15 protein-coding genes are annotated in these 13463 nt (G+C 68.6%); 2 read left to right on the plus strand and 13 right to left on the minus strand.

The window, feature by feature from the left end; genetic code table 11:
* Positions 1-89 precede the first annotated feature (89 nt).
* The 6 genes from KOE53_RS09920 to KOE53_RS13870 all read right to left on the minus strand — a co-directional run bounded on the left by KOE53_RS09920 (position 90) and on the right by KOE53_RS13870 (position 7068).
* Complete coding sequence (locus tag KOE53_RS09920) at positions 90-2144, minus strand: FAD/NAD(P)-binding protein (RefSeq protein WP_188058346.1); 2055 nt, start codon at positions 2142-2144, stop codon at positions 90-92.
* Positions 2144-2926, minus strand: coding sequence for an ABC transporter ATP-binding protein (locus KOE53_RS09925; protein WP_188058347.1), 783 nt, complete (start codon positions 2924-2926; stop codon positions 2144-2146). The genes KOE53_RS09920 and KOE53_RS09925 overlap by 1 nt, the downstream gene beginning before the upstream one ends.
* On the minus strand, positions 2923-4098 hold the full coding sequence (locus KOE53_RS09930; RefSeq protein WP_353055631.1) for a FecCD family ABC transporter permease: 1176 nt from the start codon (positions 4096-4098) through the stop codon (positions 2923-2925). The genes KOE53_RS09925 and KOE53_RS09930 overlap by 4 nt, the downstream gene beginning before the upstream one ends.
* The gene (locus KOE53_RS09935; RefSeq protein ID WP_223160193.1) at positions 4095-5189 is read right to left on the minus strand and encodes an ABC transporter substrate-binding protein; all 1095 of its coding nucleotides are present in this window, start codon (positions 5187-5189) and stop codon (positions 4095-4097) included. The genes KOE53_RS09930 and KOE53_RS09935 overlap by 4 nt, the downstream gene beginning before the upstream one ends.
* Before the next feature lie 87 nt (positions 5190-5276).
* Positions 5277-6443 (minus strand): peroxidase-related enzyme, encoded by a 1167-nt coding sequence (locus KOE53_RS09940; protein WP_188058348.1) that lies wholly within the window; start codon positions 6441-6443, stop codon positions 5277-5279.
* Between the two features lie 130 nt (positions 6444-6573).
* Entirely contained in the window at positions 6574-7068 is a 495-nt protein-coding gene (locus KOE53_RS13870; protein ID WP_188058349.1) for an HNH endonuclease, read from the minus strand.
* Positions 7069-7235: 167 nt separating this feature from the next.
* Between KOE53_RS13870 and KOE53_RS09950 the strand changes: the two genes are divergently transcribed.
* Both KOE53_RS09950 and KOE53_RS09955 read left to right on the plus strand, forming a co-directional pair.
* On the plus strand, positions 7236-7595 hold the full coding sequence (locus KOE53_RS09950) for a type II toxin-antitoxin system RelE/ParE family toxin (protein ID WP_188058350.1): 360 nt from the start codon (positions 7236-7238) through the stop codon (positions 7593-7595).
* Complete coding sequence (locus KOE53_RS09955; RefSeq protein WP_188058351.1) at positions 7592-7891, plus strand: helix-turn-helix domain-containing protein; 300 nt, start codon at positions 7592-7594, stop codon at positions 7889-7891. Before KOE53_RS09950 ends, KOE53_RS09955 begins: the two co-directional genes overlap by 4 nt.
* 24 nt (positions 7892-7915) lie before the next feature.
* Here the strand turns inward: KOE53_RS09955 and KOE53_RS09960 are convergent, their stop codons facing one another.
* The 7 genes from KOE53_RS09960 to KOE53_RS09990 form a co-directional block, all read right to left on the minus strand.
* On the minus strand, positions 7916-8086 hold the full coding sequence (locus KOE53_RS09960) for a hypothetical protein (protein ID WP_188058352.1): 171 nt from the start codon (positions 8084-8086) through the stop codon (positions 7916-7918).
* Positions 8087-8114: 28 nt separating this feature from the next.
* On the minus strand, positions 8115-8558 hold the full coding sequence (locus tag KOE53_RS09965; protein ID WP_188058353.1) for a hypothetical protein: 444 nt from the start codon (positions 8556-8558) through the stop codon (positions 8115-8117).
* A 245-nt stretch (positions 8559-8803) separates the two neighbouring features.
* The gene (locus KOE53_RS09970) at positions 8804-9841 is read right to left on the minus strand and encodes a P1 family peptidase (RefSeq protein ID WP_188058354.1); all 1038 of its coding nucleotides are present in this window, start codon (positions 9839-9841) and stop codon (positions 8804-8806) included.
* Positions 9838-10656: a cysteate racemase gene (cuyB, locus tag KOE53_RS09975; protein ID WP_188058355.1), complete on the minus strand. Its 819-nt coding sequence runs from the start codon at positions 10654-10656 to the stop codon at positions 9838-9840. Before cuyB ends, KOE53_RS09970 begins: the two co-directional genes overlap by 4 nt.
* Positions 10653-11417, minus strand: coding sequence for an amino acid ABC transporter ATP-binding protein (locus tag KOE53_RS09980; protein WP_188058356.1), 765 nt, complete (start codon positions 11415-11417; stop codon positions 10653-10655). Before KOE53_RS09980 ends, cuyB begins: the two co-directional genes overlap by 4 nt.
* Entirely contained in the window at positions 11414-12424 is a 1011-nt protein-coding gene (locus KOE53_RS09985; RefSeq protein WP_188044543.1) for an amino acid ABC transporter permease, read from the minus strand. The genes KOE53_RS09980 and KOE53_RS09985 overlap by 4 nt, the downstream gene beginning before the upstream one ends.
* Positions 12425-12468: 44 nt before the next feature.
* Positions 12469-13434, minus strand: coding sequence for an ABC transporter substrate-binding protein (locus tag KOE53_RS09990; RefSeq protein ID WP_188058357.1), 966 nt, complete (start codon positions 13432-13434; stop codon positions 12469-12471).
* Positions 13435-13463 lie beyond the last annotated feature (29 nt).

Here is a 13463-nt window from a genome sequence, read left to right on the forward strand (position 1 = left end):
TCAAGAGCTCGCGTTCGATCGGCGGCACCTTTCGTTGAGCGGCGGATAACCGGGCAGGATCCGGACCGCCCGCTGGAAACAGGTGCCCCTCACCGACGGGACGACTCCAGCCGCGCGCTCACGCTGCCCGCCCACGAACGCAGCTGAAGCACCACCTCGGCCGCGCGGTCCGCGCCCGCGAGCAGCGGGGACGGAATGCCGGGCGCCGCGCCGATCGCGCTGCCCGGCTGTGTGCTGCCCGCCGGGATGCCGAGCACCAGCACGCGCGGGTCTGCTTCCCCCGCAGCGTCGACGAGCGAGAGCGGGTGCGCGGGCGCGTCGCGCGGCACCGCGTCGATGCTCTCGGTCTCGACAAATCGGTCGGCCCCGCGCAGCGCGTGGATGCGCGCATCGCCCCGGCCGATCAGCTCTCGCAGCAGCGGGTCGCTCGTCGAGGGGACCTTGCCCTTCGACATCCGCGTCTCAATGAGCGCCCGCGCCGTCACCTCGATGCCCGAGATGCTCGACGCCGCGCGAAACACTCCCCCGGCCTCGTCGACGCTGACGCGGGTGTCGGGGCCGACGAGCTGCACGACCCCGGCATCGATCAGCGCCAGCACCTCCCGAACGCGCGACGCCGGGGCCCCGCTCGCCAGGAACAGGCTGTCCGCGTTGAACCACCCATGCACGTCACGCACCTCGGACTCGGGGGTGAGCACGCCGCGCACCGCGAGCTGCGAGACGCGTCCGCGCAGCGCGGCCATGGCGCGGCTGACCGCCTGGTGCGGGCTGGTGCGGGGGCTCGCGAGCGATTCGAGCTCGTCGTCGACCAGCCGCTGCACTCGCGCTGCCCACTCCTCCGCGGTGAGCACCGCGCCAAGGGTGGGCCTCCGTAGCTCGTCGAGGCGGAAGCGCTGGCGCTCGTCGGGCACGAGCGCGGTAAGCGCCGCGTCGAGGTGCGCCACCTCCCCCGGCCACGAACGCGACCCCGCCGACACGACGTCCTGCGCGGCGGCGGCCCGCAGCGCGCGCTGCGCCTCGCCCAGGCCGACGGCGACGGTGCCCGGCGTGCGCGCCTCTGCCGCCGTGAGCCAGGCCAGGCCGAACTCGGCGGCGATGAACGGCCACACGTCCGCGCCGAAATCAAGCGACTGCGGCGCCGATGCGAGCAGCTCGTCAAACCACTCGGCCCGCGCGATCTGCGCGGTGAAGCGGGGCGCTCCCGCCTCGCCGTAGTCGCCCTTCGAGCGGTACGGCACGCCGCGCCGCGAGGCGGCGAAGATGATCGGCTCGGCACCGCTGGGCACGTATCGGAGTCGGCCGTGTGCGGCTCCCGCGATCGGTTCGAACGTGCCGCCGCGGCCGGCGGTGAGCTCGGCCACCACGTCGTAGAAGTTCGCGCCGAGGCCCTGCGCGATGACAGGCTGGCCCGCCGGAACGCGGTGCCACGGCTGTTCGGCGGGCATGCCGGGCGCAATATAGAAGAGACCGATGCGGCCCGCCGCGTCGGCGAAGTGCTCAACGGACTGCGTCGGCAGCGCCTGCACCATTCCCTGCGCGAGCACCACGGCGCGGCCCCGGAAGGTGCGGCCGTCGGCGAGCGTGACGGTGCGTGCTTCGTCGCTGCCCTGTTCGGCCCCGGATCCTGCCCGCGCACCGTCTGCCGCCCCCGCGCGCGCGACGTCCACGACCGTGCCGAGGGCGCGGGCGAGCGTGACGCCGCCTAGGCGCGAGACCCGCGCGAGCTGGTCGTTGTAGTAGACGCCCTGCAGCCGGCGCGTGGGGAACGAGCCGGGAGTCACCCCGCGGGCCTCTTCCACGGCCCAGGGCACCTCGTGGCTGCCGCGCTCGGCGACCGCCCGCGCCCACTCGAGGAAGGTGGGGCCGTCGCCCGCGGGCCCGTCGATCGGGGTCGACTCGTCGGGGTACACCGTGGTCGAGGCCGAGGTCGTGTTGTTCAGGAAGCACGGCGTCTGGTCGGTGCGCCAGGTCGCCCCGGCCCCGACCTCGACCGCGTCGATGACGAGGGCGGACGCCGCGGGCTCTCCCGCGGCGCGCACCCGCGCATCGATCCGCTCGATCGTCGCCACCGCGCGCGGGCCGCCGCCCACGATGATGACGTCGAACACCGCGGCGGCCGCGTCGTTTTCGCGAAACTCAGCCATCAGATCTGGTACTCAATCTCTTGCACGACCGGGCGCACTTCCGCGTAGCCGTCTCGCTTCTCGACCGTCACGCGCAGGCCGTAGACCTCGCTCAGCGTCTCCTCGTCGAACGCGTCGACCGGGCTGCCCGAGGCGACGATCTTGCCGCCGTTGAGCAGCACCGTCTGGTCGCAGAACCGGCCAGCGTGGTTCAGGTCGTGAATCGCGATGAGCGCGGTGATGCCGCGCCGACGCGTGATCCAGCGGACGAGCTGCAGCGTCTCGACCTGATAGCGCAGGTCGAGCGCCGAGGTGGGCTCGTCGAGCAGCAGCAGCTTCGTGTCCTGCGCGATGGCCCGCGCGACAAGTGCGCGTTGCGCTTGCCCGCCCGAGAGCTCGGACAGCCGGCGATGCTCGAGCTCGCCGAGGCCGAGCAGGTCGATCGCGTCCTCGACCTTGTTCCAATCTTTCCGGCTGGGGCGCAGCCCGAAGTGCGGGGTGCGGCCGAGCAGCACCGCCTCGCGCACGGTCATGTCGAAGGGCGCCTCGCCCGACTGCGGAACATAACCGACCGTGCGGGCGTGGTCTCGGCGGCGAAGACCGAGCAGGTCGACCCCGTCGAAGCTGACTCGCCCCTCGCTCGGCTTCTGAATGCCCGCCAGGATCTTGGTGAGCGTCGACTTTCCCGAGCCGTTCGGCCCGAGCAGCGCGCAAAAGCTCCCCTCGGCCACCTCGAGCGAGACGCCCTTGAGCACCTTGTGCTTGGGGTACGAGAACTCGACATCGGATATCTGGAGACTCATTTCAGGCTGCTCTTCCGCGTCAGAATCAGGTTGATGAAGATCGGGGCGCCGATGAACGCGACGACGATGCCGACCGGGATCACCGCGGGCGCGAGGATCGTGCGGCCCACCGTGTCGGCGACGAGCAGCAGCAGGCCGCCCGACAGCACCGAGAACGGCAGCAGGAAGCGGTGGTCGGAGCCGATGATCAGGCGGGCGATGTGCGGCCCGACGAGCCCGACGAAGCCGATCACGCCACAGAAGCTCACCACGACCGAGGCGAGCAGCACCGAGAGCCCGATGAGCCCGACGCGCAGCACCGTGACGTTGACGCCGAGGCTCTTCGCGGCGTCGTCGCCGGCGAACGCGATCGCGTTGAGGTCCTTCGCAAACCAGAGCGCGATCGGAAGGCCGACGAGCACGATCGCCCCGACCACCCACACGTCGTTCCAGGTCGCGTCGTTCACCGAGCCGAAGGTCCAGCGCACGATCGCCTGTAGCGTGTTCTCGCTCGCGATGTACTGCAGGGCCGCGGTCATCGCCTCGAACAGCTGGGTGATGGCGATGCCGAGCAGCAGCAGGGTGGCGACGGCCATGCGCTTGGCCGAGGCCAGCGCGAGCACCAGGGCCGAGACCGCGAGCGCGACGCCGAGGGCGCTGAGAATGATCGCCCACGACGGCAGCGAGCTCGAGCCCGCGATCGTGATCGCCATGGCGGCCCCGAACGCGGCCGCGGGCGAGACGCCGAGCGTGAAGGGGCTCACGAGCGGGTTGCGCAGGAGCCCCTGCATGAGCGCCCCGGCGAGCGAGAGCCCGGCGCCCGCGACGAAGGCGAGCAGGGCACGCGGGAAGCGCAGCTCGGTGATGATCGAGAAGGTCCGCACGAAGTCAGCCTCGAGCGTGCCGCCAAAGAGCGACAGCTGGACGGCCTTCCACACGTCGAGCAGGGTGATGCCGGCGGTGCCGATGACGATCGACCCGCCGATTGCGAGCAGCGAGAGCAGCACCGAGACGAGCAGGATCACGCCGCGGGCGCCGGAGAACCGCTCAGCGAGGGTGCGGTGACGCGCGGTGCGCGCGCCCCCGCCCCGGCGGTCGCCCGGTTCGGGCACGACCGCCGGGGCGGGGGCTGGGGCTGTTGCGTCGGCCGGATCCGGCCCGGTGCTCACGACCTGTTCCAATCGCTGCGTCACTGTGCGGCACCCGCCGGGAGGCTGACGTAGGCGTCGGCACCGGCGAAGTCGGTGTCGAGGAACTCGGTGACCCAGCGCTCGAGGTACTCGTCGGCGTTCACGTCCGCGAACGCCTCCGGGTGCAGCCAGGTCGCCAGGTACAGCGCGCCGATGGACTTCGAGAGCGCGCTCGTCGCGAAGCCGCTCGTCACGTACACCTGGTTGTTCGCGACCGCGTCGATGCCGCTCCAGCCCGGGCGAGCGCTGATCTCCTGGCGGGTGGCTTCGAAGCGCGCCGCGTCTACGGGGACCGCGCTGGGGTCGTACTCGTGCAGGATCAGGGCGGGGTTGCGCAGCACCACCTCGGCGGGCTCGACGGTCAGCTCCTCCTGCACGTCGCCTCCCCCGGCATCCGCGAAGACGTTCTCGCCGCCGGCGCCCTCGATCAGAGCGTGGAAGCCCGAGCCCGGAAGCACAGTGAGGTACGGGTCGACGGTCTCAAGGTAGACGGGCTTTGCCTCGGTGCCGTCGATGCCCTCAGCAATAACGCCCGAGATCTCCTCGTGGAAGTCCTTGACCTTCTGGGCGCCCGCTTCCTCGCCGAACACCTCGCCCAGCAACGAGATGGTGTCGTCGAAGACCGAGTTGTCCCAGGCGGTCGCGACGACCACCGGGATCCCGAAGGGTTCGAGCTGGGTGGCCGCCTCTTCCCAGACGGCGTTGCGCGGCACGATGACGACGTCGGGGTCGAGCTCGGCGATCGCCTCGTAGTTGAGCTCATTGAGACCCTGCGACACAACGTCCTGCTCGCTGAGGCCCAGGTAGGGCAGGCGCTCGAGGGAGGTACTGTCGACGCCGACGACACGGTCGCCCGCCCCGATGGCACGCACGAACTCGTTGCCGTAGCTGTTGAGCACAACGGCCGTCTGCGCCGGCCCGTCGAGCGTGATCTCGCGACCCTGGTCGTCGGTGACGGTGATTTCTTCGTTCCCACTGGCAGCCGCGGTCTCGGGTGTGACGGTGCCGCAGCCGGCGAGCATCATTGCTGCAGCTCCCGCGAGAGCGGTAAACCCGAGCGTTCGAGCACGGCGTGCAGAGGTGATGGTCGACATGACAGTTCCTTTGTTTGGGGTGGGTGGAGACAGCGTCGGGATCCGGTGGCGGAGCCAGACGAGAATGAGGGGGCTGAGGCGGGCGGGCTAGGCGCGCGCGCCGGGTTCGGTGCCCGGGATCGCGGGCTCGCCGAGGCTCAGCATCAGGCGGTTTGCCCAGGCAAAGAAAGCCGTGGCGAAGACCGCGTCAGCGATCTCGTCGGCGCCCAGCCCGACATCGCGCAGCGCCTCGATGTCCGCTGTGGTAGCCGAGGGGCGCAGCTCCGACAGGCGGGCCGCGAAGCGCACGATCGCCTCCCAGCGCTCGTCCTGGCCGTCGGCCAGCGCGTCGGTGTCGGCCGCGACCCAGTCGGCGTCGCGTTCGAGCTCGATCGCGAGTAGCCGGTCGATGTCGTCGGCCCGCTTGGTCTGGAACTCGGCCTTCCGAGCGTGCACCGAGGCACAGTAGATGCAGTCGTTCACCTTGCTGGTGACGGCCGCCGCGAGCTCGCGCTCCCCGCGAGGCAGCCCGTCGCGGCCTAGGAAGACGGCGTTGTCGAGGGCGCTGCGGGCGCGCAGCACCGCGGGCGTGCGCGCGAGCAGCCGGAAGTACTCGGAGTTGGTGGTGGCCTTCGCCGCGAATGACTCGACCTGTTCGGCGGTGAGCTCCGCCTCGGGCACCGCTGGCACCCAGGGCTCCCACGCCAGCACGTCGCGGGTGAAGTGCGCAGGGATCTCGCTCCCGCGGGCGGTGTGCAACTGCACAGCCGGGGTGCGCCCGTGGGCGACCGTCAGGCGGTTCGATCCTTCGTACCGCGCAGGATCCTGCTCGGTGAGCAACTCAAGGCCGTGCGCGGCACGTAGCAGGTAGCTCTCGTAGGCGACGACCTGGCTGATCAGCACGATCTCGTCGGCGGTGACGCCGGCGAGTTGCAGGGTGAGCTGGTCTTCGCGCTCGACGAGGGCCGGCGAGACCGTGATCAGCTCGACATGCTCGACGATGGTGCGGAGCTTCGAATCGGCGGGCAGCTCGTCCGCGAGCAGGGCCGGGTCGGCGAGCCGCGCGTGGTGCTCGGCGAGCGCCTCGCTCCCCTGCTGGCGGGCGACGAGCGTCGCGAGCCCGTGGAGGACGCTCGCGGGCAGCGCCTGCGGGGTCTCATAGAGTGCGGCATATGTCTCGCGAGTGTGAGCCAAAACCTCGCTGCGGACGGGCAGGCTGGCGTCGTCCGGCGTCTCGTGAAGTAGCGAGAACAGACTGTCAACGGCGGTAGTCACCTGCGGGCTCCTTGGGTTCGTGAGTGGGAATGGCCCAACCCTACGAAGCACTCGGACGCGAAGCAAACATCACGCCCGATTATGTTTCACATTACGTAACGTAATGGGAATGGCGACGGCCACTCGCCTTTCAGGATCGCCGCGAGCCCCGCTTCGGTTGCCGGCGGGAAAGCCGCTCCTCGTCGCTCATCTGCGCGATCACCCGCACATCCGCGCCTCCCGGGAAGTACTGCGCCCGGCGCCGCTCGAGCCCGCGGAGATACCACCAGGCCGGAGTCATCGAGCTCTTCGACGTGTTGTGTGCGCGGCAGAGCGCCTGGCCGTTGGACAGCACGGTCGGACCGCCCATTGACCACGGGTACACGTGGTCGGCGTCGGTCGCGGGACTCGAACACCGGCCCCAGGCGACAAACTCGGCCGCCTCGCAACGATCCCCCGCCCGCGCCATGAGCTCACGCCGCACACCGAACTTGAAGCTGCGCCACGGGTCACGCCTGCGGCTTGCTGGCCCGCGGCCCGGGAGTGGGGCCGTGAGGAGAATGAAAAGCACCAGCACAGGGATCATCCAGAACAGGTTGGGGAGAAAAACAGTGCGCCAAATGATCTGAAAAATCTCTATAGTCACGAGATGAGCCCCTCCTTGCGCTTGCCTATGTTCTGGCTATCCTGGCAGAACACCCGAAGCCAGCCAGGACTGGCCGCTCAGAGTTGACCCCGAGGAGCGGAACTGACGTTCACTTTTCTTCAATACCACCCCTGTGTTATATAACCCAAGTATTGTATTATTGACGCATGTGGGACGTGGATGTCGAACTTGTCGAGGGCTGGCTTGCCTCGCTTGATGACACGTCCTATGAACAAGTTGTCGCCGCTTTGGAATTACTTACCGCGCGGGGTCCACACTTGGGCCGTCCGCTGGTAGACACGGTGACCAGTTCGCGTCATCGGAACATGAAAGAGCTTCGGCCAGGGTCGAGCGGTCGGTCAGAGCTGCGCATCTTATTTGCGTTTGACCCCGGGCGGCAAGCGATCATGCTGGTCGCCGGTGATAAATCTGGCAACTGGAACAAGTGGTACCAAAAGAACATTCCCATCGCGGACGACCGTTTTGACGAACATCTTGAGAGGCGAAAGAAGAGGAAAATACCATGACTCTCGAAGAACAGTTGGCGAAGCGTCCCGTCGATCGTGCGCGCGTGGACGCTCACAAGAAGCGGATGCTTGAAGAGATTCGCGCCTATCGACTTCGTGAGCTTCGCGAGGCCTCCGACCTGACGCAGGTCGAACTCGCAGGTCGACTTCACGTGAGCCAGAACCGCGTTTCCAGCATTGAGCATGGCGATATTGAGCGAGCTCAAGTTGATACGCTTCGTCGTTACGTCGAGGCCGTTGGCGGGCGACTTCGGATTGAAGTCGAGCTCGGTGACGAACGGATTCAGATCGCCTAGGGCTTCTTAGAGGTTTCGAATAACTCAAAGCGCGGCGGCGAGCGCCGACAAAGCAGGGCGCATGTAGCCCTGCGAAATTTCCCGACGCTCAAGCTTCGCGGAATCTAGCGTCGAACGAATCACTGACTGCTTGAGCGCGTCGCGGCTCACGAATCGACCGCTCGTCGCTGAACGCACGACACTTCGTTCATTCATGTGGGCCAGCTCCAGGTGAACTGAATTGCTACCTGATGTAGACGTCGAGGTGATTGCCGACGGTGCCGCGATCGTAGATCTTTCCGGGGTACCCGAACGGGGTCTCGAAGACCGTACCCTTGGGTGCTGAACCCGCGAGAACAATGAACCCGTCGCCGTCACTCACGTAGCCGCCCGCGTTCACGTGTCGACCGGAGATCGCAAGTCCACCACCGGGAAGCACCTGCTGACTGTAATACGTGAAGCGATAGCCGCCCCAGTTCACCGACCCGGTGAACATGAACTGCTCGAGTGTGTATTCCGCAGCGGGCGCGACCGGTACCTTCGGCGCCTCCTCAACGTCAAGGGAGAGGTCGAGATCGGTCACGGAGTTCTCGGCGTCGGCCGCCGCAAGCATCTGAAGATCATTCGCCGCAAAGACGCTCGGACCTTCGGCGTAGGCGGCTTGAGGGAGGGAGAACGGAGCAAGCACCGCGCTTCCTAGCAGCAGAAGCGCAGCGGACAAGGGCCTGGCCACGCCCAGGCGCAGCCGCGCTGGGGAGATCGTCGACGAGTGAGACACAGTTCCGCCAGCATACCCTCGCACCCTGAGCGCGGAAGGGTGGCGATGCACGGCGTAAGAGCCTGCGGCAGCGCCCGGTAGATCACCGTGCCCGAAGAGCTGACCCGCACATACGTGGCCGAGTTCCGCGACCCTATCGACCACAGGTCAGCTCATCACTCCAGCCCCGTCGCCCCCGCCCGCTCCAACCGCTCCCGCACCGCATCCACCGGGATCCCATGCGCCACGCGCCCCTCGGGCCCGGTCCGTGTCTCGGCCCGCAGGATCGAGTTGATCAGCGCCTCCTCGACCGCGAGCATCGTCGCGTGGAAGAGCCCCGAGCAGTCGTCGTCGGCGAGGGACTCCCCCGCGCCCGTCGTGAACGCGATCGCGTAGTCGCCGCTGCCGTTCGAGAAGTCCGCGCCGACCCCGCGCATGCCGATGACCGCGCGGCGCGCGATGCGCGAAAGCTGCCGCCCGTCGAACGGGGCGTCGAGCGCGACGACGATCATGCAGGAGTTGCCGATGGTCTCGGCCGTCGGCCCGGGCACGAGCTCAGCGGACGGCATGGGCACGCCCGCGATGCGCAGCAGGCCCGTGAAGTTGCTCTGCACGAGCACGCCGACGGTGACCGAGCGTGACCCGACGGCGACGACGCGCGACGCCGTGCCGATGCCGCCCTTGAACCCGAGCGCGGTCGTGCCGGCTCCGGCGCCCACGGCACCCTCGGCCACCGGCCCACTCGTGGCTGCGGCGAGCGCGGCCCGCACGTGCTCCCCTGTCACCGGGCGATCGCGGATGTGCGACAAGAAGCCGTCATTCGTCTCGCCGACGACCGGGTTCAATGTGGTCGTCGATACGTGCCACGGCTGCGCGAGCACCTCGGTCACGAGGGCGTCGGCGGCGCGGAAGGCGGACAGCGTGCTGGTGAGCAGGATCGGGGTCTCGATCGACCCCAGCTCCTGAATCTGCGTCGCCCCGATCAGCTTGCCGTAGCCGTTGCCGACCGCGAGCCCGGCGGGCAGCGTGCGCCGCTCGGCCGAGAGCTGGCGCGGCACGATCGCCGTCACGCCGCTGTTGATCTCGTGGCCAGCGATCGTCGCGTGCCCGATCTCGACCCCGGCGACGTCGGTGATTGCGTTGAGCTCGCCACGCGGAAACGGGCCCGGCCCGATGCCGAGATCGGCCAAGCGTGGCCTGGAGTTCGCGGTCATGCGGTCACCCCTTCCCGGGTGTTCGTCTCTGCAACGCTCGAACCAGCAGCATTCGAGTCGGCGGCGGCCGCGCTGGCAGCCAGAGAACCGCCCGCCTCAGCAAACGCCTCCCGCACCACCGCCTCCGCCAGCACCTGCGTCGGGTCGACGACCCGCAGCGGCAGCGCCGACACCTGGGCGAGCGCGATCGGCAGCTCGGTGCACCCGGCGATGACGGCATCGATCCCGTCAGCGGCAAACGCCGCCACGACCGACGCGAGCAGCTCGCCCGCACGGGCGTCGCCCGCATCGCTCTTCACGCACGCGATCGCCTCGGCGACCCGCTCCTGCAACGAGGCATCGGGCACTACGACCTCGACCCCGCTGCGCGCAAACGCGTGCTGGTAGAGTCGCGCCCGCACCGTGCCGAGGGTGGCGAGCAGCGCGATCTTCCGGGCGGGCACGAGCCCGTCCTCGATCACGCGGTCCCGCGTCTCCTCGATCATGTTCAGCACCGGAATATCGACCGCGGCCTGAATCTCGGCGAGGAACGCGTGGGCCGTGTTGCAGGGGACGGCAATGAGCCCCGCTCCCCCGCGCTCGAGCCGCCGCGCCCCGTCTGCGAGCTGGGGCCCTGGGTGCGGTCCGGAGCCCGCGAGCGCCGACGTGCGGTCGGGAATGCTCGGGTCGGACCAGATCAGCGCCTGCGGGTGGTCCTGATCACGCAGCGCGGGCGTCGCGCGCACGATCTTTGCGTAAAAGTCAGCGGTGGCCGCGGGGCCCATCCCGCCCAAGATGCCGATGACGGGATGCACCACCGCCAGCCCCGCGCTCATCGCACCCGGTCCAGGAAGCCCCGCGTGCGCACCGAGCTCGCGTCGTCGAGGATCGCGCTCGGCGCCCCCGACTCAATGACGCGCCCCTCGTCGAAGAAGCTCAGCGTGTCGGCCGCCTCCTTCGCGAAGGCGATCTCGTGCGTGACGACAATCATCGTCATGCCGTCGCGGGCGAGGCCGCGCATGGTCTCGAGCACCTCGTCGACCAGCTCGGGGTCGAGCGCGCTCGTCGGCTCGTCGAACAAGATGAGCTCGGGGTCCATCGCGAGCGCCCGGGCGATCGCGACCCGCTGCTGCTGCCCGCCCGAGAGCTGGTGCGGCAACTTCTGCGCGTGGTCCGCGAGGCCCACCCGGTCGAGCTGCTCGAGCGCCCGGGCGTTGGCGACCGACTGCGGCAGCTTCTTCACGTGGATCAGGCTCGCCGCCACGTTCTCCTGCGCGCTCAGGTGCCCATAGAGGTTGAAGCGCTGGAACACCATACCGATGTGCGAGCGGAAGCGCGCCATCTCCTTGTCGTTCCACGGGTGGTACTTGCCGCCGCGCAGGCTGTATCCGACCTGCTCGCCGCGCACGATCAGGCTGCCCGCGTCAATCGACTCGAGCGCGTTGATGGTGCGGAGGAAGGTCGACTTGCCGGATCCTGAGGGGCCAATAATGCAGCTCACCTCGCCCCGGCGCACCTGGAAGTCCACGCCCTTGAGCACCTGCGCGGCGCCGAACGACTTCCGCACCCCGGCGGCGTCCACCAATAGTTCGCTCATCGCACGACCTCCTTTTCTTCCTTCGCCGCGGCGCCTGCGCCGGGAGGCGGCCCCGACCGGCCCTTCGGCCCCCGCGGCAGGGTGATCGCCCCGGTGGCGACGCGAATGACCCGCTGACTGAATCCCTCGCCGCGGATGAGGCGGACGCGATCCTGCCCGTACCGCTTCTCGAGCAGCGACTGCAGGTAGGTCGCGATCGCGGTGAGGAACATGTACCAAATGCTCGCGACGATCAGCAGCTCGATGATGAGGTTGTTCTGCTTGTAGATGCGGCTCGCGTTGGTCATCAGGTCGTTGCCCGCGACGACCACGATCAGCGAGGTCGTCTTGAGCATCGAGATGAACTCGTTGCCGGTGGGCGGGATGATGATGCGCATCGCCTGCGGCAGCACGATGAGGCGCATGGTCTGCCCGCTCGTCATGCCGCTCGCGAGCGACGCCTCGCGCTGCCCTTGGTCGACGGCCTGAATGCCGGCGCGCACCGTCTCCGCGAAGTACGCGGCGAGGTTGAGCCCGAGGCCGAGCAGGGCCGCGACCGAGCCCGAGATGAGCGAGTTCGTGTCCCAGCGCACGCCGATCTGAGTGAACGGGATCTGCAGCGTGATGTACGGCAAGAGGAACGCGAGGTTGAACCAGAAGATCAGCTGCACGAGCACCGGGGTGCCGCGGAAGAACCAGATGTAGCCCTCCGCGGTCACCCGCAGTACGGGGTTCTTCGAGATCTTCATGATGGCGAGCACAACGCCGAGCACGAGGCCCAGGATCGTCGCCGCGATGCTCACCCAGATGGTGACCATCACGCCCTCGAGGATGCGCGGGGAGAACAGGTACTCCCCCACCCGGTTCCACCGAATGTTCGGGTTGAACACCAGGATCGAGATCGCCCAGAGCACCAGGGCGAGCACGACGGCTCCGGTCAGCCACCGCTTCCAGTGGAGGGCGGGGGCGATGTCGATGCGTTCACCCGTGGGGGTCTCGAACGGCACCGTGCGTGATCGGCTGCTCATGGTGCGCCTTTCATTCGGTGGACGGGTGGGGTGACAGGGGGCGGTTACGCGCCGCCGTTGATGGTGGCCTCGTCGATGGCCATGCCCTCGACGTTCCACGCCTTCAGCAGCTCGAGGTAGGTGCCGTCGTCCATGAGCTCCTGGAGTGCTGCCTGCACGGCCTCCGCGAGCTCCGGGTTCGCGTTGTCGATGCCGAGACCCCAGAGGCTCTCACCGCCCTCGATGCCGACGAAGTCCATCTCGTTCACCGGGTCGGCCGCGCGAGCCGCCGCCACCGGGTAGTCGGTGATGGTCGCGACGGCGCGGCCGCTCTGCACCGCGAGGTTCGCGGCCGAGTCGCCGTCGAAGCGCAGGATGTCGTAGGCCGCGGCCCCGGCATCGGTGCAACCCTTCGAGTACTCGTCGGCGAGCAGCGCCGACGAACCCGAGTCAACGACCGCGACCGTCTTGCCGCACAGGTCGTCGGGCGCCTCGATGCCCTCGGGGTTGCCCTTGCCGACCAGGAACGCGTTGCCCGCGCTCACGTAGTTGACGAACGTCGTCGTCTCGCGGCGCTCAGCGTTGTCGGTCATCGAGCTCGCGAGCACGTCGTAGCGCTTCGAGATGAGGCCCGGGATCATCGAGTTGAACTCCTGGTCGACGAGGGTCGCGTTCACGCCCAGCTTGCGCGAGATGGCGTGCGCCATTGCCGGGTCAACGCCGATGATGTCGGTGCCGTTCGTGCCCCACTCCTCCATGGGCGGGTACCCGACCGACGTGACCCAGTTCAAACCGTCGGACTTGAAGTTGTCGGGCAGCAGGGCCGCGGCAGTCTCGGAGGGCTCGATCCCCTCGATGACGCTCTTCGCCTTCTCCTCCTCGGGCACCACCATGAACTCGACCTTCGTGTCGGCCGCGGCCGAGTCACCCGTGTCTGAGAGCGACTGCCCGCCGCAGGCGGTGAGGCCCGCGACGGCGAACCCGAGGCTCAAGATGCCGGCGAGTGCGCGGACCTTCGTGTGCTTTTCCATAGTGTGTCTCCTTTGACTGCGTTGGTGTG

Source organism: Leucobacter sp. CX87 (assembly GCF_018682295.1).
Taxonomy (GTDB): Bacteria; Actinomycetota; Actinomycetes; order Actinomycetales; family Microbacteriaceae; genus Cx-87.

Excerpts from the sequence above, each read along its gene's own strand:
- cuyB (WP_188058355.1), bottom strand. The coding sequence starts at position 10,656 with ATGAGCGCGGGGCTGGCGGTGGTGCATCCCGTCATCGGCATCTTGGGC.
- KOE53_RS09960 (WP_188058352.1), bottom strand. The coding sequence starts at position 8,086 with ATGAATGAACGAAGTGTCGTGCGTTCAGCGACGAGCGGTCGATTCGTG.
- KOE53_RS09985 (WP_188044543.1), bottom strand. The coding sequence starts at position 12,424 with ATGAGCAGCCGATCACGCACGGTGCCGTTCGAGACCCCCACGGGTGAA.
- KOE53_RS09980 (WP_188058356.1), bottom strand. The coding sequence starts at position 11,417 with ATGAGCGAACTATTGGTGGACGCCGCCGGGGTGCGGAAGTCGTTCGGC.
- KOE53_RS09990 (WP_188058357.1), bottom strand. The coding sequence starts at position 13,434 with ATGGAAAAGCACACGAAGGTCCGCGCACTCGCCGGCATCTTGAGCCTC.
- KOE53_RS09955 (WP_188058351.1), top strand. The coding sequence starts at position 7,592 with ATGACTCTCGAAGAACAGTTGGCGAAGCGTCCCGTCGATCGTGCGCGC.
- KOE53_RS09950 (WP_188058350.1), top strand. The coding sequence starts at position 7,236 with ATGTGGGACGTGGATGTCGAACTTGTCGAGGGCTGGCTTGCCTCGCTT.
- KOE53_RS09920 (WP_188058346.1), bottom strand. The coding sequence starts at position 2,144 with ATGGCTGAGTTTCGCGAAAACGACGCGGCCGCCGCGGTGTTCGACGTC.
- KOE53_RS09925 (WP_188058347.1), bottom strand. The coding sequence starts at position 2,926 with ATGAGTCTCCAGATATCCGATGTCGAGTTCTCGTACCCCAAGCACAAG.
- KOE53_RS09970 (WP_188058354.1), bottom strand. The coding sequence starts at position 9,841 with ATGACCGCGAACTCCAGGCCACGCTTGGCCGATCTCGGCATCGGGCCG.
- KOE53_RS09935 (WP_223160193.1), bottom strand. The coding sequence starts at position 5,189 with ATGTCGACCATCACCTCTGCACGCCGTGCTCGAACGCTCGGGTTTACC.